The 23831-nt window shown below is 68.6% G+C and carries 12 protein-coding genes, 1 tRNA gene and 1 pseudogene; 4 read left to right on the top strand and 10 right to left on the bottom strand.

Going from position 1 to position 23831, the window contains the following annotated elements; all coding sequences use genetic code 11:
* Positions 1 to 415: 415 nt before the first annotated feature.
* Together ACN27C_RS01420 and ACN27C_RS01425 are read right to left on the bottom strand one after the other, a co-directional pair.
* Positions 416 to 1300 carry a phosphotransferase gene (locus tag ACN27C_RS01420; protein ID WP_120571362.1) on the bottom strand — a complete coding sequence of 295 codons (885 nt, stop codon included), beginning with the start codon at positions 1298 to 1300 and terminating at the stop codon, positions 416 to 418.
* Between the two features lie 7 nt (positions 1301 to 1307).
* Positions 1308 to 2666, bottom strand: a complete 1359-nt coding sequence (locus tag ACN27C_RS01425; protein WP_338044221.1) for a hypothetical protein — start codon at positions 2664 to 2666, stop codon at positions 1308 to 1310.
* 601 nt (positions 2667 to 3267) lie between these two features.
* Here ACN27C_RS01425 and ACN27C_RS01430 point away from each other — a divergent pair.
* Positions 3268 to 3990, top strand: a complete 723-nt coding sequence (locus ACN27C_RS01430) for a hypothetical protein (RefSeq protein ID WP_244933070.1) — start codon at positions 3268 to 3270, stop codon at positions 3988 to 3990.
* A 202-nt stretch (positions 3991 to 4192) separates the two neighbouring features.
* Here ACN27C_RS01430 and ACN27C_RS01435 read toward each other — a convergent pair.
* Positions 4193 to 4268: transfer RNA gene (locus ACN27C_RS01435), tRNA-Lys, on the bottom strand.
* Positions 4269 to 4549: 281 nt separating this feature from the next.
* Between ACN27C_RS01435 and ACN27C_RS01440 the strand changes: the two genes are divergently transcribed.
* From ACN27C_RS01440 to ACN27C_RS01450, 3 genes and pseudogenes are all read left to right on the top strand, one after another.
* Positions 4550 to 5284 carry a class I SAM-dependent methyltransferase gene (locus tag ACN27C_RS01440; RefSeq protein WP_162959158.1) on the top strand — a complete coding sequence of 245 codons (735 nt, stop codon included), beginning with the start codon at positions 4550 to 4552 and terminating at the stop codon, positions 5282 to 5284.
* Complete coding sequence (locus ACN27C_RS01445) at positions 5274 to 5783, top strand: SRPBCC family protein (protein ID WP_422750246.1); 510 nt, start codon at positions 5274 to 5276, stop codon at positions 5781 to 5783. Before ACN27C_RS01440 ends, ACN27C_RS01445 begins: the two co-directional genes overlap by 11 nt.
* A gap of 763 nt (positions 5784 to 6546) precedes the next feature.
* Positions 6547 to 6950 (top strand): annotated as a pseudogene (locus ACN27C_RS01450) (GntR family transcriptional regulator); the annotation flags it as partial.
* A 353-nt stretch (positions 6951 to 7303) separates the two neighbouring features.
* Here ACN27C_RS01450 and ACN27C_RS01455 read toward each other — a convergent pair.
* The 7 genes from ACN27C_RS01455 to ACN27C_RS01485 all read right to left on the bottom strand — a co-directional run bounded on the left by ACN27C_RS01455 (position 7304) and on the right by ACN27C_RS01485 (position 23726).
* Positions 7304 to 7624 (bottom strand): hypothetical protein, encoded by a 321-nt coding sequence (locus ACN27C_RS01455; RefSeq protein ID WP_422750247.1) that lies wholly within the window; start codon positions 7622 to 7624, stop codon positions 7304 to 7306.
* Between the two features lie 2 nt (positions 7625 to 7626).
* Positions 7627 to 14418: a polymorphic toxin-type HINT domain-containing protein gene (locus ACN27C_RS01460; protein ID WP_422750248.1), complete on the bottom strand. Its 6792-nt coding sequence runs from the start codon at positions 14416 to 14418 to the stop codon at positions 7627 to 7629.
* Positions 14419 to 14509: 91 nt separating this feature from the next.
* Complete coding sequence (locus tag ACN27C_RS01465; protein WP_422751706.1) at positions 14510 to 17971, bottom strand: LamG-like jellyroll fold domain-containing protein; 3462 nt, start codon at positions 17969 to 17971, stop codon at positions 14510 to 14512.
* Between the two features lie 116 nt (positions 17972 to 18087).
* Positions 18088 to 21282, bottom strand: coding sequence for a hypothetical protein (locus ACN27C_RS01470; RefSeq protein WP_422750249.1), 3195 nt, complete (start codon positions 21280 to 21282; stop codon positions 18088 to 18090).
* A 694-nt stretch (positions 21283 to 21976) separates the two neighbouring features.
* Entirely contained in the window at positions 21977 to 22834 is an 858-nt protein-coding gene (locus ACN27C_RS01475; RefSeq protein WP_422750250.1) for a MerR family transcriptional regulator, read from the bottom strand.
* Between the two features lie 47 nt (positions 22835 to 22881).
* Complete coding sequence (locus tag ACN27C_RS01480; RefSeq protein ID WP_120571374.1) at positions 22882 to 23433, bottom strand: kinase; 552 nt, start codon at positions 23431 to 23433, stop codon at positions 22882 to 22884.
* A gap of 38 nt (positions 23434 to 23471) precedes the next feature.
* On the bottom strand, positions 23472 to 23726 hold the full coding sequence (locus tag ACN27C_RS01485; RefSeq protein WP_091329812.1) for a hypothetical protein: 255 nt from the start codon (positions 23724 to 23726) through the stop codon (positions 23472 to 23474).
* Positions 23727 to 23831: the final 105 nt, after the last annotated feature.

Raw genomic sequence — 23831 nt, forward strand, 5'->3', positions numbered from 1 at the left:
CGGCGGGCTCGCCGGGGGAATGGCGAGCCCGCCGCCGCATCACGGCGGCTGGGAGCAGACCGCCGATCACCCACCCGCGCAGCCCTCATGGCGGTACGCGAACGGGGATTCATCCGTACGGTCGACGGAGTGTCCGGCGCAAGCACTTGCCGGTGCGTCGGGTCGCATTCCGACCTGTCGCCGATCGACACGTCCATCTAGGGCTCCCTGGCGTGACATTGCCGCTGACCCGCCGACGCCATGGGATCCGGATCGTCCTGGACCGTTCCGCCGACGTGTTCCTGACGTCCACGATCGCGGGCGGCACGGGCCCGAGACAGACCCAGCGTGGTGGGCCACGGTGGGCCTCACTGTGGTCGGCCCCGACCGATGCGAGGAAGACAGGCGGTATTACGCCGTCCTTACGAGATTCATTTCAGAGGATGTGCCAGCGGCGGAGTTCCGGCCCGCCGTGGACAAGTCCTGCAATCCGGTGGTGCACCTCGTCGGCGGCCTCGGTCCCGGGGCGGGACTTTCGGGCGTTGGTAGCGATCATCTGCAGCTCGCGAAGCTGGCACAGCTCCTCGAACCCCGGCCAGCAGGTGGCATCCCAGCCGTAGGCGGCGGTGAAGCCGGCGAAGGCATCGGAGCCGGGCGGATCGAACCGGCGGCAGTGGACAGCGACCGTGGCGATGTCCCACTCGCGGGGCCCAAGGGCGGCGCCGTCCCAGTCGGCGAGTACGGGCGTGCCGTCGAAACGCCGGAGCGCGTTGCGAATCTGCGGATCTGACTGGATCAGGCTCGTGCCACGGGGAAACCGCATCGCCTCCCAGCCGGCGGCCAGCGCCTCGAGCCGGCCCAGCAGCAGATCCTGTTCCTTGCCGTTCAGGATCTCCGAACGGGTCACGGATAGCTCGATGCCATGGATCGGCCGCAGCACGGGCAATGGCAGCTGCGGAAGAGGCAGGGAATGCAGATCCCGGAGAAGGCTTCCGAGCTCGGAGACGGTGATGGGATGGTCGTGTGCGGGGTCCAGACGCTGCCAGACAGTGACGGCGTGCCCGCCCACCTCCAACGGCTGGGACAGGCTCGGGTGAAGGCCGACCGTGGGGAAATCTCGGTCCACCAGCCAGTCGACCACGGCCACCATCGCGCGCACCCGGTCCAGGTGCTGGTCGCCAGGGGCGATCTTGATGACGACGTCCCCGACGGCGTAGACGGCGTTGGTGTGGTGCCGCAGCAGAGCCGCGTTCGAGTCGGCGTAGCCGAGGAGACGACATACCTCGGCGAGCACCGGTCGGGTGCGCGCCTCGACGAACATGGGGCTCCTAGGGACCGAGTGCGGCTGTGGCCCCCAGCCTACGGGCGCGCTCGCGGCAGGCCCGTATGTAGTCCGTCAAGGTGGCGACCTCACCCCGCTGGCTCTCTCCAGGAATCGCCGTGGTCACGTCGCTGGCCCGGGTCAGGATGATCTCCGTCCGCTGCGTCTCGGGCAGGTCCGCGACGGCGTCACGCGCGGTTACCAGTGCCTCGGTCACCCGCCGATCCCGCGCGAGGCACATCGACCGGTCCAGGGCAATGAGCGCCGCATCGATCGGCACGGCCGGAGCCGTGCCGTAGAGCCGCAACGCCTCGTCCTGGACCCGGTACGCCTCCACCGTGTCACCGAGCCAGGTGTACGCACCGGAGAGGTAGAACAGCAGCCGCTTCGCCGGGAACCTGAACGCCACGTCGGTGTCCTCGTCGCCGGCCTGATCGAACAGCCGGCGTGCCTGATCGACGGCCGATCGCGCCTGCTCGGTGGCACCGATTCTGGCCAGGGCACGAGCCCGGCCCGCAGCCGCCAGGGCACCCGACGACGACGCGACCGACGTGGCCGCCAGAGCCGCATCAGCCAGAGCGACGGTCTGGGCGGGATCCCCGAAGTAGTACGGCAGCATCGCCGCCTGGGCGCGCACGAGCACCCTGAACCGAGCCTCCCCGCTGTCGTCCGCCGCGTGGATCGCTGTGCCGTACCACCGTCGAGCCTCGGCGACATCCCCAAGCCTCATCAACGCGTCAGCGCACATCGTCGCCAGCAGCGCCGCCACCCCGGACAGCCGGGCCTGGACCGCCGCCGGCTGGCGCCGAAGCGACAGCATCTGCACCTCTCGGCAGTCGGCGGCCAGCAGCGCCAGCATCGTCTGTGGCGAAGCCGAGGGATAGACCCGCAGGTGCTCGCCAGCGCTTTGCTCGATCAGCTCAAGCTGCCGAGGGGCGACACTCGACGCCGCCAGAGCCTCGTCCAGTCCCAGACGGAGTCTGACCAGACCTCCGGCCTCGTTGCTCCCCATACGGGCAGGCGACCGATCCGCTTCACCGGCCACGGTCTCGATGCTGACGTCACGCGGCATAGTGCTGTCCTCGGCGCGGCCAAGCCCCATGGCCGGACGCGGAATGTGAAGACCCACGGCGATCCGTTCCAGCACCTCGTACGCCGTGACCTGCCGGACGCCTTTGGCGATCTCCGTAGCGCGGTGAGGCGAGAGGCCTACGAGAGCGGCGATCCTGCCGTAGGACACGCCTCGGGAGTGAAGGAAGCGGAAGACCGCAGTGATGTCGCGCCGCTGAAGAAACTCGCTGATCGGTCGGCCGTTCCACAGCCCCGAACTCCACCACTCGGGATCCACCTGCGCGGCCACGACCACCTCCGATCGGACGACGACCACCCGACAGCACAACGCATCCGCGCCAACACATCAAGTCAATGACGGTCGAGTCGACAGCCCAACCAGAGTCGACGCTCGGGGTGGCATCCGGAAGACCCACGATGAGCCCTCAGCGTGTCCCCTCCTGGGATCAGCGCAGGCTCCGGAGCGCCATGACCTGTCCAGCCCGAGCCTTGTCGCCGGTCTGGGACGGAAGCGAGTGATGCAGATGAGGGAAGAGCCGTCTATCAATAATCCGTCGCAGCCCAGCAGATGGAGCAGATCTATAGGCTCCCACCAGGCAGAACGCCCGCAAGGGGTGGAGGCCTCGAGTCGAGCTGCCCCGGCCCAGTCACACATCCATTGGCATCCATCGTTGCCTGACATAGAGTCACTGGCTAGTCACATTGAGCGCAAACGACCGGGCGGCGACTTGCGGATGATGACCAACACCCACAGAGCCAACTGCGCAAACGCCCAGAGGCCGGGCTGCACATGCTCCGGCTGCGGGGGCTCCCAACATGGCTGGCAAGGATGGACATCTCTGGCCGCCGACCGGCCAGAGAAGCGTGACGACCGGCGGCGTGAACTCAAGGAGAAGGTGGAGGAAGACAGACGATCCGGACGCCAGAAGTTCAACGCCCACAACCGGGAAATCTACTTTGACCTCGCACGCCTGGACATCACCGACTACCTGTGGGCCGCCGACGGCCGAACCAGAATCAACGGCCGACTGCCACGCGATGTTGAGCCAACATGGATGTCATCAGACCTTGGCCGGATGGACACCCTTGCCCACCAGGTCATGGAGAACCCGTGGGACGAGATCTCAGCCGGCATAGACAGCCTCGTCCGGAATGAGGCTGACGCCAGGGAGGTCAAGAAGCGCCTGGCTGATCACACATGGTGCGGCCTGCTGGTGGCCCTGATCCAGTTGATCGAAAAGATCAACAAGACCGTCGAACTGCTGACGGATACCGCCAAGCAGTTCATCACCGACGCGTTGTCGCGGCGGTTCGATTCGGGGCTGCCCCGGCTGGTGACCGACGCCGTCATCCGCCTTGTCGTGGACAAGGTGTGGTCAGCCCTGGCGAGGCTGCTGGAAGCTCACTTTCCCCTCCTCGGAACAGACACCCTGCGCGTCTTGAGGATGCTGGCCATCTTCACCTGCCCCTCGGTCGAACACCATCCAGAGGTCTACAAGCACGCCGTCCGGCCGCTCATGGGCGACGGGCACGAGATCATCACGGACGAGATCAAGACGCACGTGGTCACCCTCTTCAGCGCGTGGTGGCGGCGGCGCGCCCCGGAAGCTCTGGCCTGACGCGCCCCGGACACGCCCGGCCCCATCAAGCCCGGAAAAGAACCAGCGGTGCGCGCCGGACGTACACGAGACCCGCGTTCAGTCCGGGCAACACCGGCCCGGTCCAACGGCTCCCGAGCACCCACCGAGCCACCACCCACTCTCGGCGTACGCGAAAAAGGCCCCGACCCGGTGTGAACCACCAGGCCAGGGCCTTGCTCGTTGGTGCGCCGCCAGGGACTCGAACCCCGAACCCGCGGATTAAGAGTCCGCTGCTCTGCCAGTTGAGCTAGCGGCGCTCACTGACAACGGGACGCGACGTTAGCACGCCGGAACACCACCCAGAAAACGCAGGGCCGGCCTCACCGCAATGCCGGGCCCGACCCGCCCGGTCGCGGCCCCAGAGGGGCCCACCACCAGGGTGTACGCCCCGAACGCCGGCAACACCGCCGGCCCGGGTCCGCCGGCACTGTCGATCACGTGGCGGGAGGTGCGGCGTACCCGTGGAGTGGGCTGGAGAGGCGGACGCCGGCTTCCTCGCGGCCGGTCGGGAACCGGTCGGAGCCGTATCGTGCTGGTGATGGAGCTCTTCGGCACGGTGGCCGACCTGTACGAGCGCGCGCGGCCGGGATATCCGCCGGAGATCGCCGAGTCGATACGCGCCTACCACGGCGGGGCACCGGCGTCGGTGGCCGAGGTCGGCGCGGGCACCGGGAAGGGCACCGAGGTGCTGGCCCGCCTCGGTGCGCCCCTGACCTGCGTGGAGCCCGACGCACTGATGGCGGCCCGGCTGGCCGAGCGATTCCCGGACGCCCGCGTCGAGGCGACGACGTTCGAGCGATGGTCGCCGCCCACCGGCAGGGTGGACGTGCTCGCCTGCGCGATGGCCTGGCACTGGCTGGACGCCGCCACCCGCAACACCCTGGCCCGGCGCGCCCTGGCACCCGGCGGCACGCTCGCCGTCTTCGGGCACCGCTACGACTACGCCGACGCCGACCAGCAGGCCGCCGTCCGGGCCGCACTGCGATCCGTCGACCCGACCGTCCGGGAGCGGCCCGTCGACTGGTTCCACCGGGACGTCCTCGACAGCGGGCAGTTCGACGACGTACGCCGCGAGGTGTTCCGGCGGGAGCTGCCGCTGGACAAGGAGCGGTACCTGGCGCTGATGCGCACGTTCGGGCCGTACCTGTCCCGCACACCGGAGCGGCAGCGACGCGGGATCGCCGCCCTCGACCGGCTGGTGGACGACTTCGGCGGCACCGTCGTGCTCGACCTGCGGACCACGCTGGTGCTGGGCCGGGCCGATGCTCGGTGACCGGTGGGGTGTCTCCGACGACGAGACACGTCGCCGGTACCCGTGCGACGACTTCGTTCCCGTGCCCAACCTGCGGGCGTGGCGCGGGGTGAGCGTGGACGCGCCACCTTCCGCCGTGTGGCGGTGGGTCGCCCAGATCCGGCTCGCGCCGTACTCGTACGACTGGATCGACAACCTCGGCCGCCGTTCACCGCAACGGTTGGTGAACCTTCCCGAGCCGGTGGTGGGCGAGGCGTTCACCACTGCCGGCGGGCGGCGGCGGGGCAGGATCCTCGCGGTCGACCCGGGGCACCACCTCACCGGCGAGATCATGGGCGCGGTTCTGTCGTACGTCCTGGTGCCCGACGCCGGGAACACCACCCGCCTGCTGCTCAAGGTGGTGATGCGGACGAACCCGGTGATCGCCCTCGGCGGATGCCTCGGCGACCTGGTGATGGCCCGCCGGCAGTTGCTGAACCTCAAGCGGCTCGCCGAGTCCGGCGACGGGCCGGATCGCTGACCGTCGTGCCTAGCCCCTGGATCCGTTGACGGCGGGCACGGGTTCCTGACCTACGCTCCGGCGATGGCCGGGGTGGTCAGTGGATTCTCCTGACCCTTCATGACGGTCATCGATCAAATTGCTGTGGTGGATAGGCGTGGGGCACCGCCTCTGCGCCCTGCTCAGCATCTGACCGCAACGGGGCGCGCGACTCCGCACTTCACTGTCCCCGGTTGGCGCTATCGAAACTCCCCCAGCCGGTTCATCAGCGTCATCCGTAGAGCTCGCGAAGAGCTCAACTCCGGTTGACGAGATTGCGTACGATGAGTCGCCGTCGAACTCAACCGGGAAACCGCGCTGAGTCAGCTCCTCCAGCACAGCCGCGAGAGGCCTTCCCGTTAATTGAGTTCCACCAAGTGACACGACGCTTTGGCCTCCGACCTCTATGAAGACCAGGCGGTCCAGCTCGTCGTAGGACAGCATGATCATTCCATCTGCATAGATGTCCGCCAGCCCTGCGCCCGGCACTCGCTCAAAGGCCTTGTATCTTCCGAGCCGCTCACGATGACTGGAACGACTCTCCCCGAACCGGGCACGATCAAGGCCGAACCCCGGAAGGACTTCCAACACGCTTGAATCGTCCGGAATGGTCGAACTCCTCTTCACGCTTCTAGGCTGCGAGCCCTTCATCCTCTCGATTGCCCGGAGGACGCTGAGCGGGGCTAGGAGCAAGTTTCAAACCCGCCCTGAGACAGGATGCGGGGTTTGCGGCCTGCCCGGCCGCCAACGCGCACTACGCGAACTCCAACGCCGGCGCATCACCTACAGCGTCGCCGACAAAGGCACCTTCGTCCACCCCGACGCCTTCGACCTGCTAAGCGGCGGCGTCCTCGCGAACCCATCGACGACCCCGACCTCCGACGCCGAGTCGCCGCCTACCTCGCCGACCAGCAAGCCATCACGATCCGCTACCACCACGCCCGCACCGCAGACGACAAGAACGCAGCCCTGCACGACCTGCTGCGCCACGCCAACAACGCCCTCATCGACGAAGTGATCAAATACCAGGCCGACCGCGGCAACTGCGCCCAACAGCCCGAACACCTCCGAAGGCCCAGCGACGGCGACCAGTCCTCGCCGCCCGCCAAGCGTCCCCGCAGCAGCCGCAACCGCGCACCAAAGCAGTAAGCCAGCCGGACCAAGGCCCTCGACCAAGATCCGACTGGCTTAAACTGCTCTACAGGATCAACGCTCCCGGCAGAGCCGGGTGCACTCCCGACGACCTACGGCCCCGCGTGCACGTCCATCAGCACCGCGCCAGCGGTTAAGAGTCGGCACCACCCCTGGCCAGCGATGGTGACGCTTGCTTCACCAACAATCTTGGGCGGTCGGCTCCCGGATTCGACACCGCACGATGCGCAGCCAGCCGCCACTCTCTGCCGCCTAACCGCCCGCCGTCATGCCCGAAACCCCAAGATATTGATCAGTCGCGACAAGGTTCCGGGCCGACGGAAGTCGCTTCGGGTACGAATGACCAAAGGCTAGGGAATGCCGAGCACTTCAGAAACCGCCTCGTGCACCCTGTCCGCTATTCTCTGCAATCGCGCCCGCTCCGCCTCGTCTTTCGCAGCCCGGTCGATCTGCCACTCGATGAATTGAGGAGCAAACCAGACCAGCTTTACCAGTTCCGAACTCAACATGTCCCTGTGCGGCACTGCAGCAGGAATCCGTCGAAGGAGCTCGACGTACGCGTTTCCCTGGCGTTCGTCAAACACTCCCGCCCGAAGCTTCCCGAGGAAGCCAGCTTCGTCATCCCATGCCTCGTCTAGCGCCGCGATCAGGGACTCTTCACCTTCCGCCATCTTTAGCTTCTCCCCCAGACACCCACGATCGCTTCGGCGGGGACATGTTGGAACAACAAGACTTCCTTGTCCCTTCTCGCGTACGAGGCATGCCTCCTACTCGTCGGGAATGGGCCGTCCGAGATGTCCTCGACTCGTCCCACGAGCCGCGTATCAATTGCGACATACCCATGGCCTGAATCGTACTTGTCTGCTGCCACACAGCGACACTTACTCGCCGAAATCCACGGGGTGGCCTTCTTTCCAGCCACGTGAGACAACGGAGTTACATCAACCGCCGCCGGGTCGCGAGCAAACAAGCCCAACGAAGGGTCCTCCCCGTCGGCGAGTGCCCTATACACGATGTGGTCATTGTCCGCACCGCAGTTGTGCACGAGGATCGGCGTGTCCCCGGCGACGACATAGTACGTGTGGATGTCGTCGATCGTGAGGTTGTGGACCTGTGCCGGTTCCGTCCACTGTCGGGTCGCGCTGATCTGCACGTGGGTGCCGGCCGAGGTGCGCAGCCACTGACCAGCCCGCAGATCGGCGGCGTCGACCCACTCGTCGAGGCCGGGCACCCAGAACGGGTGGTTGTCGGTGGCGACTACGCGCTCCGTGGCGTTGCCGCTGTCACCGTCAGGATCGATGGTGACCTCAACCAGGTTCTTGCTGCCCTGACCGATGATGGTCGCCACCACCGGCTTGATCGTCGTCTTGCCGGTCACCGGATCGGTCACCAACACCATGTCGCCGGTCTTGACGTCCTCGATCGGCTTGCGCGACCCGTCGGCCATCACCACCAACGTGCCGGGCACGAAGCTGTTCTTGCACTTGATGAATGCCTTGGCGCTGCCGACCAGGTCGCCGAGCAGACCCTTGACCCGGCTGGTCAGGTTGGCGAGTTTCTTCCACTTCCATGGGGCGCCGTATCTGACTGCGAGCTTGCCCAGCGCACCGCCGATCGCCGCGCCCGCGACGTTGACTGCTGTGGCCAGGCAGCCGCCCATGTCGCCCTTGAGGAAGCAGTCCAGGGCATCGGTGATACCCAACTCGTCCATCAGGATCTTCGCCAGGGCCTTGGCGGCGTTGAGCATCTTCGCCTTGGCCGCGGCGATCCGCCGCTGCCTTTCCTTCTCCGCCGCCGCCCGCGCGGCCGCGGCCCGCTCCTCCGCTGATGCCCGCGGGTTGTTGTGGACGTTGATCGTGGGCTCGTCCGGGTCGTACGCGCCCGAGCAACCACCGCACCCGTCGTTGTGGCCCTTGACCTTGTGGTAGGTGCCGTACATGTCCTCGTAGTCGGCGCCCGGCCCGCAGGCGTCGTCGGAACAGGCCTTGAGGCCGTCCGGGTCGGAGAACGAGATCGGGTTGTTGTTGGCGTACGCGTACCCGTTCATCTGCTGCGGGTCATTGACGTCGATGATCGGGTCGACCGAGATGAACCGGCCGGTGATCGTGTCGTACTCCCGCGCGCCGATGTTGACCAGGCCTGTCGTGGAATCGATGTTCCCGTTGACGAAGCCCTTCTCCGTCGGCCACTGACCTGGCGAGGCACCCCGGTTCTCGCCGTACGGGGTCATCCGCCGGTGCGTGACAGCGCCGCTCTGGTCCACCACTGCCTGGCCGGTGCCGTGGTGGTCGTTCGCGACGTACCGGAGGCCGTCCACCTTGCGGACCAGGCTCGCCCCGCCCGGAAGCGAGTAGTACCGGGTGGCGTCGGTGGACCGGGTCTGGTGGTTCAGCCGGATCTCCATGCCCGGCAGGTAGAGCGTGGTCGAGGCCGGCTCCTTGCGGAGCATCCGGGAGCCGTCGACGTCATAGAGGAAGCTGGTCTTCTTGCCGGCTTCGGTGACCGACTCGAGGTTGCCCTCGGCGTCCCAGACCAGGGTCTGGTCCTCGCCGGTCCTCGTCCGCTTCTTCGTGTTGCCGGCCGCGTCGTACTCGTACGAGTACAGCCGGTCGCCCTGCGGAGTCTTCTCCGTCATCTGGCTCAGCGTGTGCGGCTGCGCCTGGCCGGCGGCCGGATAGGTGTAGCTGCGCTCGATGAGCGGAGTGCCGTTGGTCCCGTACTGGACCTCGGTCTTGCGGTTGCCCGTGACGTCGAAGGTGTAGGCGTGGTGGTAAGGGGCCACGCCGCCCACCCCGGTGACCGAGGGCCCACCGGCGCACGGGTCGGTCGCGGTGCTCGCCGACGTCCAGGCCCGCTCCATCCGGCGCAGGTAGTCGTACGTGAAGCACTGCGTGTCCTGCGTGCCGGACGGGTTGTTGGCGATCCGCAGGATGTTGCCGGACTGGTCGTACGTGTAGCGGGCGTCGATGTCCACGACCGGGGCCGACTCGCGGTCCAGCCGTTGCCGGGTGAGCCGCTTGGAGCCCTGCTCGTACTCGTAGGTCGACCAGACCTTCCGGGTGCCCACCCGGGCCTCGGTCTGCAGCACCTCGCCGGTGCTGGCGTACTCGACGTCGGTCAGGTAGGGGGCGTCACCGGTGGCCGCGGTCAGGCGCTCAAGATCGTCGTAGGTGTAGGCGACCGTCTCGAACGGCAGCCCACCGCCGTCCGACATGCTCAGCGACTGGATGCTGCCGTCCCGGTTGTACTCCGTGCCGAAGGTGTAGAAGCCGGCCAGTTCGGCACCGGCGTGCTCGGGCACGGAGTAGTACGTGGCGTGCGGCCGGTAGAACTCGTCGTAGATCGAGAAGTACGTGGCGTACTCGTGCCCGTCGATCCAGCGGCTCGTCGAGGAGAGCTCACCGAGCATCTCCAGGTCGTACGTCCAGCTGCTCAGCAGCTCCCCGGTGTCGGCGGCCCCCTTGTAGACGGCGATTTTGCGGCCGATCTCGTCGTACTTCGTGCTGATCGTCTGGTTGAGGGCGTTCGTGGTGCTGGTGAGCCGGTCCAGGTCGTCGTAGCCGGACGTCGACGTGCCGGCGTCCGGGTCAATCGACTTCGTCTTGCGGCCCAGCTGGTCGTACTCGTGGGACCAGACGTTGCCGGCCGGGTCCTTGACCGTCTTCAGCTGCCCGGCGTGCGTGTAGGTGTACTCGGTCTTGTCGAAGTCGCCCGACGGACCGCTGCCCTTGTACTGCCGCAGTTCGGTGGTCTTGCCCAGGGCGTTCGTGATCGAGGTCGTCGGGGTGCCGCCGGCCGGCGGGTCGACCGAAACCCGGTCGCCGCCGTAGGTGGTCGTGGTGCGCCACTTCTCGTTGCCCGCGACCGCGAAGATCTCCGCCGTGACCCGGTCCGCGCCGTCGTAGACGTACAGCGTCTGGCCGTTGACGTCACCGTTGACGGCCGGGTAGATCACGTCGGTGGGCGCGCCCGCGACCGTGTACGTCGCGTACGTCTTCGCCATCTGGCCGGTGCCGGTGTAGAAGGTGTCGGCCACGGTACGGGTGCCGTCCGGGCCCTCCGACTGCACCTGGCGGGGCCGGAGCAGACCGTCGTGCAGCTTGTACTCGACGCTGTAGGAGCCGTCGTTCTGCCGCCGCTCGGTCTTGATGGCGACCGGCTTGTCGGTGCGGACCAGGTAGCTGTAGCGGATGCTCGGCTCCAGGCCGCTGGCGCCCGTCCGGTCCGGCATCCAGACCTTCGCCAGCCGGCCCAGGGCGTCGTACTCCAGGACGCTCTTGAGGCCGTTCTGGTCCACCTGGCCGACCGGCACACCCCACGCCGGGGCGTAGTCGGTGGTGGTGACGAACTGCAGCGGGTTGGTCTCCTTGACCTTGGTGGTCAGGCCGTTGGTGTCCGTGTACACGGTCTTCGTGACCCGGCCCAGCGCGTCGACGGCGGTCAAGGGCCGGCCGTACGCGTCGAACGTGCCCTCCGACGCGCGGATGTAGGTGGCCGTCGTGCCGTTGTGGCTCTTCAGCCGCTCGGTCCGGGTCGGGTTGCCCAGCGTCGGCGCGACGCCGAACGCCTTGCCGTCGTAGAGCGTCCGGGTGTCGGAGATGACCTGCTTGCTGCGGTCCGGGGTGGCCGAGCACGCCACGGACACCGACTCGACCCGCGACACCAGGCTGTACAGGTGGGCGGTCGCGTTGTCGGCGTACGTGGTCCGGCTGCATGCCTCGTCGCCGGTGACCGCCACGTCACCCTCGTTCTCGGTCTCGGTCACCCGGCCGAAGCTGGTCTCGAAGGTCGAGGTCTGCTTCGTCTCCCGCCACCCGCCGGCGGCCAGGGCGACCAGGCTCCGGGCGGTGGTGGTGTTGATGAACCATGCCTTCTTGCTGCCCCAGCTGTGGGTCTCCGTCGCGGTGTTGTGCCGCCACGGGACGGCGATGCTCTTGCTGACCGCGTTGGCGCCGTCGTAGACGATGCTCTCCAACTGGTGGCCGGAGAACTCGTTGTGGTCGGTGTGGCTCCCGCCGGTGGAGTCGGCGACGCTGACGGTACGCGTGCCGCCGTCCGGATCCTTGTCGCCGTGCATGCCGCGCAGGTAGCGGTACTCCGTCTTGGTCGTCTGGACCTGACCGTCGCCGGCCGTGACGATCACGCGGCCGTAACCGCGCCAGTCGCTCCAGGTCAGGTCCTTCGGGTCGGAGATGCCGTCCGGGTCGGCGTGCCGCCAGGCCGCCCCGTCCAGGTACTGGTAGCGGGTCACCATGTCCGGCGCCCCGCCGGTGCGGTCGGTCTCGACGACCTGCTCGACCACGTACTTGTGGAACCAGTCGGTGATCGGGTCGCCGCTGCCGAGCGGGTTCCACTTCACCGGGTAGCAGCGCCTGGTGCTGTTGCCCGGCGTGGGCAGCGTGCTCTTGGTGCAGTCCGGGGTGGCGTAGTTGACGTCGATCTGGCCGCCGGCGTCGGTCCACACGGTCGCCAGCCGGAAGCGGACCAGCGGGGCGATGTTGTCGCCGTCGCGGTCGATCCGGTTGGGCAGTTGCAGGCCGCCCAGTTCGACCGACGGCATGGCGATGTCGGTGCCCGGCCCGTAGAGACCGGTGTGGGTGATCTTGTGGAGCCAGAGGGTCCGCGAGCCGTCACCGTTGTCGGTGAGCAGGTGGTCGAGCTTCCAGTTGTCCACCGGCGTCCAGCCGGTGCCCTCGCGGATCTCGGTGGTGATGCCGGTCAACCGGGCCCGGGTCCAGAACGTCGGGGTGATCTGGTCGAGCTTGCACTTGGTGTCCTTGGCGCAGTTCCGGTCGAACGGCACATCCGGCCAGTAGGGCGCGGTGGTGGTGTTCAGATCCTGCGGGTCGCAGTCGACGTTGCCGGACGGCAGGCACCGTTCCTTGGTCTCGAAGCGCACCCGGGCGGGGGCGTTGGTCGTGTAGACGGCCTCGTGCCGCTGGCCGTAGTCGACCCGCTTGAGCCAGCCGCCCCGGACGTACGGAACACCGTTGACGTCGGTCTTCTTGCCCCGGGCGTAGTAGTTGATCTCCTTCTCGTAGAAGTACGAGGTGACGTTGCCGTAGCGGTCCTTGACGTAGTCGAGGCTCCAGCGCCACGCCTGGTCGCAGTACGCCGACGTGAACGTCGCGTTGTAGCAGGGCTCGCCCGAGTCGTCGCCGTAGATCGGCACGGTCCAGGTCGAGCCGGTCTCCTCCTTGCCGGAGGTCCAGCCGGGAAGCCGGTTCAGGCCGAAGTGGTACTGGGTGCCGTCGGTGGTGGTGACCCGCCAGTACTCGCCGTCGTTGTCGCCGTTCACCGCGCCGGTGAGCCGCTCGACCTTCGAACCGTCGTCGGTCCCGAACCGCCAGGTGTCACCGGTCTTGACCAGTTCCGTCGACTTGCCGTTGAGCAGGATGGTCGCGTTGTCGTACGCCCAGCACTGGTCGGCGTACTGGTCGTGTCCGTCGTCCGAGCAGGGCTTGTACCGGCGCTCGATGTGCCCGGGCTCGTAGTTGAAGCCCTCACCGATCCAGGAGCCCTGGTTGTTGGTCGTCGCGGTCCGGCCGTCGACCGACTGCGACGAGTAGGCCAGCGCGATCGGCGGCGCACCACCACCCGGCACCGGCGGGCTCCGCAGCGGGTAGCTCCAGGAGAAGCCACCCGTGGAGGGGGCCACCGACCACTTGGACGACGGGGACAGCTTCGTGGCGCCGTAGTCGCCCTGCGAGGAGGAGTCGGTGGCGGTCATGGCGAAGAGCGCACCGGTGCCCGCCTCGGCGGAGAGCGTCTCGGCGGCGCTGTCGTTCGTCGTCGGCAGCGGAACCGGGGCACACTGGGCCTTCTCCGGCGTGGTCAGCGCACACTCGGGCAGGCGGACCAGCCGCAGCCGGGCGCCGAAGTCGCCACCGAACGCACCGGCGACCCCGCCGTAGCCGAGGTCGAGGCGGACGTTCCCGGCAGCGGCCTGGCCGTCGGCCCGCTTCAGCCGGACGATCGGGCCGTCGACCTTGGCCTTCTCCGAGGCCTTCCGGTCGAGCACCTCGATGCGTACCTTGCCGGGAGCGGAGGCCGCCGGACGGGCCGGGTCCGCCGCAGCGGACGCGGCGGCGGGTGCGGCCGACACCGCGACCGGCAGGCCACCGATCTTGGCGGTGGCCGCCGGAGCCTTGGAGCGGGCGGCCCCGGGCGCCGGCACGGTGACGTCCGCGGCGCCGGCGGCGGGCCAGGTGACCTTCGCCGGGGCGGTCGAGGCGGCAGCCACCGCCGGGTTGGCCGCCTTCGGCTTGGCCGGCAGCGGGTCGCGCTTGGGCAGGACCTTGGACGCGTCCGAGGTCGACGGACGGTTCGGCTTCGCCTCGGCCGAGGCGGGTGGGGTCGCGATCTGGATGAAGCCGGCGGCCATGACACCGGCCATCGCCCAGGAAACCGGTCGTACGGTGTGGCGGACGAAGCCGCCGGACCGGACCAGGAGTCGGGAGAACATCACCCCTCCAGGGGTTGCGGGACAAGAACGGGGAAAGGTCTCGCGTGCCGGTGGGGCCGCCCGGGAGCGGGCGGCCCCACCGCCTGTCACGTCAGAGCGAGAGTTGTTCGCGGACCTGGACGTTGAGCTTCTCGATCAGGACCTTGTCGGCGACGCCGTCGTAGACCCGGACGTCGTCGATGGCACCGGACAGGTGCTCCTTGAAGGCGCCGTCGAGCCAGGCGCGGCCGAGTTGCACCCCGCCGGTGGCGACGAACGGCGACACCAACTGGATCGCCTCGGTGAAGGACCCGTTGACGTACAGGGTCACTTCGCGGGCGTAGCCGTTGTAGACGAGGGTCAGGTGGTCACCCTTGCCGACCAGCTTCGGCGCCTCGTCGGTCGCCTTCCTGGTCCACTCCGGCGCGACCGTGTCGGTGCTCGCCATCGCCAGTTCCCACTGCCCGGCGTCGTTGCAGCGCACGACGACCGAACTGCCGTTGGTGCCCTTCTGCGAGAAGACCGTCATCGGCGTACCCGCACAGTTGCTGGTCAGCTTGACCCGGGCGCTGATCGAGAAACTGCCCGCCATGTCCGCGTTGGTCGACGTGCTGGCGTAGCTGTCCGCGCCACCGGTCAGCGCGAGGTGACCACCGCCGAGCAGGGACAGGACCGGGTGCTTGAAGACCGTCGCGCCGGCGCCCAGGGTGAGTCCCGCTCCGCCGCGCTCCTCGGGGCTGACCTTGTTGGTCTCCGCGTTCAACCGCCAGTACGCCTTACGGCTCGGGGCGGTCTTCTGCAGACCGGTGACCTCGTCGGCGATGATCAGCCGGTCGAAGACCGAGACGTCCGCCATCGCCCCTCCCCAGTTGTCGGCGTAGCCGCTCTTGGTGAGCACACGGCCGATCTGGAGCGGACCGCGCGACTTGGTCAGCGACCTGCGCTGGGCGACGCGCGGGGCGTTGTTCCCGACCTGGAGCGACATCTCCTTCTTCGCACCGTCGAAGATGGCGGACACGTACGTCCAACCCGTGGTGGCCGCCGCACCGTCGACCTGCCAGCGGCCCAGCGAGTTGACGTCGTTGACCGGCATCCGGAAGAACCAGGTTCCTCCCTCGACCCCCAGCGCGAACCCGGGCTCACCGGTGCCGTCCTGGCTGACCGCCACCTGCCGGCGGCCGGCATCGTCGACCTTGAACCAGCCGGTGACGGCGAAGCTCGCCGACGTGTCGGTCAGGACTGGCTTGCTGGTCGTGAGGTGGGCGCCGGCCGTACCGTCGAACCGGGCTGCGGTGTCGGACGTCCCACCCGGACCCTCGACCCCGAACGTGACGCCACTTCCAGCCGTCGCGTCGTTGTCACCGAGCCCGTCGCCGGCGCCGTCCTCGCCCGCGACCTCGCCGAGCGACCACTGGGCGGTCGGCGGTCGCTTGCCCACCCGGAACGTGCACGAGGCGATGCTGCTCGACCGGCCGGCCCGGTCGACGGCCTGGACGTTGATCGTCCGCGGGCCCTCCTTGTCCGGGTACCAGTTCGGCAGGGTGACCGGCCCGCCGTCGGTGGTGGGCCGAAGCACGTTCACGCCCGGCGCCGGGTTGGTGTTGAAGCCGTACCGGTACTCCACCACGTCCGTGGCGGCGGAGTCGAAGACGAAGTTGCCGGGTACACCGATCGAACCCAGCCACTCGTCGCTCTCGATGCAGTTCGACGCGCTCGCCGTCCCGTTGTCGGCCGCGTCCTGCGGCAGGTACACGGCGGAGTCGACGTCGGGCGCGCTGGGGCTGGTCTTGTCGTAGAGGAACTGACAGACGTTGCGCGAGCCCTCACTGCTCCACGGACCCCAGCTGGTGTTGTCGCTGGCCCGTACCTCCCAGGAGATGGGGACGTTCTGTGCGATGTCACTCGGGACCGTGTACGAGAAGACCGATCCGCTGGCCTTCAGCGGAGTGGTGTACGAGCGCGTCTGCAACGTCCCGCCGGCCGGCGTCCAGGTCACCTTGAACTCGGCCTTGATCTGCTCGGTGTGGGCCGAGGAGTGGTCCGGGTCCCGCAGCACCGCGTTCAGCCGCGGCGGCACGTCCACGTAGGGCGCGCCGGAACCGTAGACACACTGCCCGCCGGGGGACATGGTGAGTTCGTTGAGGTTGGCGATCACCGGCGCCCGGTTGTAGCGGACCGAGAGGACGCCGTTGTCGCAGAACCGCTTGGTGTGCGTCGAGTCGCTCTCACTGACCGACCGCAGGCCGAGGGTCACGTTGCTCCAGCCCTTGGTCACCGCCTGCTGCACCGCGGCCTTCGCGTTCCACTCCGTGTTCTGGTTGGTGGAGGTACAGGTGGCCTGCGTCTTGGTCGGTGAGCTGGTGGCGAGGTGCGTCGCCCCGGACCAGCCCGAGCCGCCGGGCTGGTTGCTCCAGTTGGTGGAGGAGGTGATCCCGGCCGGCATCAGGTAGAGCGCCGCCGCCCGGGCGGTCGAGTTGTAGACGTGCTGCAGGGTGACCCGGAAGGTGGCCTCCAGGATCGTCTTGCCCGAGTACGGCGTGGCGAGCCGGTAGAACAGGCGCTTGACCTTCGAGTTGTTGCAGGAACTGGGGCAGAGGCCGATCCGTTCGTGCCGCTTGCCGTCGAACTTCCAGTACTCCTCGTTGGGGTAGCCGCTGTCCACCATCGCCCAGGCGCTGTTGGTGCTGCTCTGCCAGACCGGGTCGATGTACAGCGGGAACGAGGCCTCCGGATCGGTCAGCATGGACCGGTCCGGGGTGAGGGTGAGGGTGTTGTCCGAGTAGTCGAGGCCGACCGGAGCCACCTCCGACGTGTCGCCCGGTCCCTCGGCCGAGGCCGCGCCCGGGTCGGTCGACGAGGTGTCCATCGACCGCGCCGCGGCCGCATCTCCCCCCTCCTGGCTTCCGCTGTCCCACATGGTCGGCGCGTCCGCCTCAAGGACCGGGTTGTTGGTGACCGGGTCCAGGGCCACCACGCCGCCCTCGGCCGTCTCCTCGATGGTCAGACCCACCGCGGCGACCCCGAGCCGGAGATTCTGGAGCTCCGGCAGATCGGCCGCCTCCGGCGTCTTGACCACCAGTACGTGCGAGAAGCCCTCGACGGTGACGTTCGTGACCAGGTCGACATCCTGGAACACGTTCGGGTAGGTCGCCTTGCTCTCCTCGACCACGGGAGCGGGAAGCGGCCCGTGCGGCCAGGTCAGGGTCATGCTCTTCTGGTCCCGGGTGACCACCATCAGCGGCGCGGTGCCGCCCTGGGAGAGCTGCATGCCGAGCAGCGCGGCCGCCGGGCCGTACGAGCCGTCGGGCTGGACCACCAGGGTCGAGTCCGCGGGCACCCAGGCGTCTCCCTGAGTGACCCGCACCGGCTGGGTGTGGCCGTTGGCGATGAGCGTGCCGTCCGGCTGCGCGAAGACGTCGCGGTACTCCGTGCGGTGCGCCAGCACCTCGACCGGCTGGTTGAGTGCCCTCGCGGCCACCAGCGCCTCGGCCTCGGTGTCCCGGACGAGGTCCTCCGAGGCCGCGGCGGTGCGCGGCGCCGGCTCCGGCGGCTGGACGAACACCGCCGTGGACATCAGGCCGGCGAGGCCGAGCGTGAGGCCGAGCGTGAACACCCGGCCCCGTTTTCTCGTACGACGGGCCACCCTCTGGTCCTCCCCCGCTGGATAACTACTCATGTCGATGCTCTTCATCAGCTGATCGCCGCCCCGAACGCGCTGTGCCCGGTGGGGAGACCGCCCTGTCCCGGCTGCCAGGTGACACTCGGGACCGTGTTGCCCGCCTTCAGGTCGGACCAGGTGAACCCGTACACGGCGTCGGCGCCGTAGGGAGTGCCGACGTAGAGCCGCTGCGAGGTGGCCGAGAGCGACGTGCCGACCAGTTCCTGGACGCCGGCCGTCCCCGGCATGCTGCCCGATTCCCGGTGCAGCGTGGTCGGCGTACCGATCGGATTCGCCAGCGCCGGGAAGATACGTACCCGTCCGGAGTCGGCCACCGACGTGCCCGCGTCCTCGCCCGGCACGCCGATCGCGACGAACATCGTCGCGTTGGTGCCCTCGCTGCCCGGCGCGGTGTTCACCACCACGACCTTCTCGCCCAGGTAGTCACCGTCCTCCGAGGCGTACGTGATCGCGGGCAGTTCGGTGAAGGTGTTCGCGGCAGTGACGTGGAACCGGTGCACCAGCCCGGCGTCCGGCGCCGGGGTGTTGGTGGCCGCGACGACCAGGTCCTCACCCGGCACGCCGACGACGACCAGCGAGTCGGCCTGGCCGGCGGGAGCACCGACGGGCCGGTACGGCGCGATCGAGATCGACTTGCCGAAGTTGTCGTTGGCCTCGGCGTCGTTCGAGACGTTGGCGACGTTCTGCTCCAGGCCGGCGGCAAGCGTCGGCAGCCCGTTGGTCAGCGTGTGGCTGAACACGTTCACCGCTCCGGCGAAGGCCTCGGTACCGATCGCCTCGCCCGGGGAACCGACCGCCCAGTGGTACGTGGAGGCGGCCACCGAATAGCCCGTGCGGTCGTCGGTCTCGGCCGAGCCCGGGATGCCGCTGCCCTGGGACATCACCACGTTCACGGCGCCGCGCAGGTAGTGCACGACCCCGGTGAACGGGTTGCCCAGTCCTTCACCGGGAGCGCCGATGACGAGGTACGGCTCACCGCTGGCGGTGCGGCTGCCGGCGACGGCGTAGCCGAACCAGTCGTACGCCTCGGCCGCGTCGGGGACGTTGGCGCTGTCCTGGTGGTACCAGACGGCGGGCGGGCCCTGCGCGAGGCCGGCGGGTGAGCCGAACAGCACGTAGACGACACCGGCCTGGGCCTGGCCGCTGACGGCCTGGTTCGGCACGCCGACCGCCAGGTCGGTGCACCCGTCGTTGTTGGCGTCGTACGCGGAGATCGACGTGCCGAAGCGGTCACCCGCCTCGGCCGCACCGGGCATGTTCGCCCCGCCCTCGTGCAGGGTGTGCACCGTCGTGCTGCCGCCGTACGTGACGTTGATGCGGCCGGCACGGATCTGGCCGTTGACTGTGGCCTCCGGGTCGGCGATCGCGATGTCGGCGACGCCGTCGCCGTTGAAGTCGCTGTCCGTTCCGCCGGTGCAACCGGTGACCGGAGTGGCCGTGGTGTACACCTGCATCTCACAGAACGACGACCAGGAGTCGCTGCCGCTGACCCCGTCCGCGGCCTTCACCCGCCAGCGGTAGATGCCGCCGTCCACGAAGGCGCCGGCGGGAACGGTCGCCGCCACTGTGGCGCCGGAGGCGACGTTGCTGGACGACGCCGAACCGATCGCCTTCTCCGCGTTCATCGCCCACCACTCGAAGGTGACTGTCATCGCGGTGCCGTCACCGTCGGCGACTGTGGCTTTGAGCTGCGGCGTCAAGGTGTTGACAAGCGGGCGGCCCGAGCCGGTCGCGCACGTGGAGGCAGGGACGGTCGACCGGGCCGTCACGGTCGGGTACGAGTTGTACGTGACGCTGGCCTTGGGCACCTCGGTACTGGTGGCCGCGTTGCGGGAGCGGAACTGTTTGAAGGCCTTCGAATCGGTTTCGTCGGTGGCCCGTAGGCCCATGTCGGCACGGGTGTCACCGGCGTTCGCCGCGCGCTGGAAGAACTTGGTACCGCTGATCCCGATCCAGGCGTCGTTGCAACTGGCGTCGTAGCCGGCAGTCGCCAGGGTGGTCGCCTCCTGGTTGTTCCACGCCGGCTGGGTGTCCCAGATCATGTCGTCGGCCACCGCGCCCACGGTCCAGAGCTCCCACGACCGGCCCTCGCACTGGGGCGACCACCAGTTCCAGAACGAGACGGTGGCGGAGGTGATCTGCTTGCCGACGAGGGCCGCGGTGTCCCAGCGCAGCAGGGACCGGGTGACGGGCCCGGTCGGACCGAGCCGGCCGAGTCGGAGGTCGTCGGTGCCGCCCCGGTTGACCGTGTCGCCGGCCTGGATGAACGTGTCGAAGGTGGTGTACAGCGGGTTGATCGTCGGGTCGATGACGATCGGATACTGCCGCTCGGAGTCGGTCAGCCAGCGCATGTCCGGGGTCAGCGTCAGGTCGAGCCGGCCGGTTCCACGGGCCGCGGCGGCAGGGGCGATCGTGGATGCGACCGCCGTCTCGGTGGCCGGATTCCCGAGCGCGTCGACCCGCGCGTCCCACATTCGCAGTGCGGGAGTGCGCGCGACCACCCGGCCGGTGGTGTCCTGGATGGCGGTGTTGCCGCCGGCGTCGCGGACTGCCCGGGCCGCGTTCGGCCCGGTGATCGGCAGCGTGAGGCGGGCGACCTGCTTCACGGCGCTGCGGTCCTTGACGACGAAGAACGCCTCCATCCCGGCGCGGGTCGCCTCGACGATCAGGTCCACCCCGGGCAGCGTGTCCACATAGGTGGCCCGTCCGCCGTCCAGCTTCGGCTCGGGCAGCCGACCGGCCCAGCCGACCGCGAGCCGGTCGGCTCCGTGGCCGAGGACGGCCAGCTCCGTCGTGCCGTTCGGCTGTGCGCCGGAGACGACCAGATCGAACGGGTGGGCGACGGCGGCAATCCGCCCGTCCGCGCCCTTGCGCAGGGTCAGATCGACCGGAACCCACTGGTCGCCGCGCCGGATCCGGCTCGCGCCGACCGAGAGCTCGGCCCGGAACTGACCGTCCGGCAGGGCGAAGACCTCGGTCGTCTCCGATGTGAGGCTCTTGACCTGCACCGGCTTGCCGGAGTCGCGGGCGGCCCGAAGGGACACCGCTTCATCGGTCCGGCTCTCCACGCCACCTGTCACGCCGTCCGGTCCAGCGGCGAGAAACTCCGCCGGTTCTCCCGGTACGCCCGCCAACGCGGCCGCCGTCAGTACGGCGACGCCCGCAGCCAGGCACGAACGGACAGTGGCCGTCACTCGACGTGCCACAAACCCTCCCCCGTGTGCTTTCAGTTGTGCGAGCGGGACTCTAAGGGCGTCCTGCCTCAGCGCACAAGGTCGGACACGTTGCGTCAGGACGGATCACGGCGAACTGGACATCCCATCGATCGCTCAACACTCTCGGTAATCAAGTCCGCCCTCCACACTGGGAGGTTCAGCGACCGCCACACCCACGTGCGGTGACCTCGGGCAGCCGGACCGATCTTCAAAACCGCAGATCAGTAGATGGTTGCCGCAGTCAACTGACGCCGCGCGACTCGCTCCACCATCGCGAACGATTTTCATGCATTGCCATCTTCGAATATGACACCGTGTAGTTGTCATTGATTGAACAATCAGCCGACGCCGCACTCGTCCATCGGGGGACAGTGCCGGACCACTCAGACCGATTCACGCACCGAAATGGCGGCGGGCGGCATCACGCCAACCGCTCGGGCAGGTCATCGGTCCAGCATGCAGCGCCGAACAGGGACCGTGGAAAACCGATTCGTACCGTCAGAGATATTCGCCCCACGTGACATATGCGGCGGCTGGGATCACCCTCGTCGACGGAGTGACACGTGGTGATCATCTTGCCCATCCCAAGCGAGACAATCGGCACGACGCTCATCAGTCGAAATCACTGCGGTGCCGAGTTTCGTCAGGTCTTGGCCGACCTTCTGATATCCGGGCTGCGACGGGTTCAGCGCTCATGGTCCTGGGCGGGCGACCCCGGTCGTCGTTCGACCGGCGCGCTGCTCAGCACACCGTCGGGGCGGACCTCCTGGCGAAGACGCGCCAGGTCGACGAACCGGTCGCCGTCGGGCGGGACGGCGTCGAGCAGGCGCAGGATCACGGTGCAGTACTTGGCCATCGTGTTGCGGCCCGGCATGAAGATGGACAGCTCGTCGTGGGCCTCGGGCGTCTGCACGATCAGGTCGGCGGGCAGGGACGGCAGCGCCTCCGGGGCGCCCGCCACCGCGACCTTGACGATCCAGAACGGCCCGGCTCCGTCGAGTACCCGCCGGTCCTGTTCCGGCGTCTCCAGCGCCGGCGTCCGCCACGGCTCACCCAGGCAGGTGACGCCGGCCTGCCGCACCGTGGTGACCAGTTCGGCCGCCGCCGCCGCGATGATCTCCTCGGCCCGGTCCCACTCGTGGGCGTCACGACCGAGCGGTGTGCCGGGCACGAGCCGCGCCACCACAGTCATGGCCGGCACGTGCCGCAGCCGCGGTTCGGGCTGCACCTCGAAGACGGCGCGGGCGGCAGCGATGGCGTCGGCCTGAGCCCGGCGCTGCCGGCTGACCTCGTCGCTGTGCCGGTCGAGAAGGGCTACCGCCTGGTCCGGTTCGTCGAGGGCCCGCCGGACCAGCTTGACGCTCATTCCGGTGTCCCGCAGCAAGGTGATCAGCATGGCCCGTTCCACCTGGTCGAAGGCGTACGAGCGGTGGCCGGTCCGGTCGTCGACCTCGGCGGGTACGAGCAGCCCTTCGGCGTGGTAGAAGCGCAGCGCCTGCGGCGACAGGTGGCACATCTGGCTGAACTCGCTGATCGACAACATGACCCCAGACTGCCTCTTGCAGTAACAGCAAGGGCAAGTGACGCCGCCTAACGCCTGTCGTCGTCACGCCCGGTCTGGGGCAGCCCGGAGGCGGCCGCGATCGCCTCGACCGCCTCGGCCAGGCCGGTGGTCTCCGGGAGGACGAGTTCGCCGGGCCAGCCCAGGACGTCGCGCGCGGCGTACCAACCGCTCATCTGCTCGGCGGTGAACTCACCGGCCTGCGGGCGGGTCAGGTGCCGGCGCAGCGTCTCGGCCAGCGACACGTCGAGGTAACAGAACAGCGACCGCCCCCGGTGGCCGTCCCGCAGCGAGGTCAGCACGTCGCGGTAGCGGCCGGTGTACAGGATGCCTTCCAGGACCACGTGGTAGCCGTGGTCGAGGGCGAACCGGGCGGTCTGCTCGATCAACGCGGGGGCCACGCCGCCGGCCTTGTCCCGTTCGCGCAGGACGATGCGGCGCAGGTAGTCCTGTTCGACGAGGGCGCAGCCCCGGCCGTGCCGGCGTCGTAGTTCGCGGGCGATGCTGCTCTTGCCCGAGCCGGAGTTGCCCCGGATGCAGACGAGGATCGTGTCCGAGCTGCCGGTGGCCTCACCGGACACGATCCCCCCTGGCGTCAGGTACCGCAGACGGATGCCGATCAGGCCCGGGTGATCACCAGGAACGCGTACCCGATCACCTTCGTGCCGTCCCAGTTGTACATGGGGCGGCACGCCTGCGGCTTCGTCCACGACGACTGGTACTTGGGCCGGGCTTCGTTGCAGGCCTTCAGGGTCGAGTAGGTCGGGCTCGAGTAGTCCGCGTACGCGGGCGCGCCCAGACCGAGCACCAGGGCGCCCGCGACCGAGGTGGCGGCGACGAGGCTGCGGATCCGCGGCCGTCGGAAGGCTTTCATGTCTTCTCCCATTCTCATCGTCGTCGCCCGGCCGTCCATCATGGCCGCACGACCATGATCAGCTTAGGGTGGCGGCACAAGGCGCACCCCGTGCCGGGTTCCCGC

Origin of the sequence: Micromonospora sp. WMMD1219 (genome assembly GCF_049315215.1) — a bacterium.
Lineage (GTDB): Bacteria > Actinomycetota > Actinomycetes > Mycobacteriales > Micromonosporaceae > Micromonospora > Micromonospora tulbaghiae.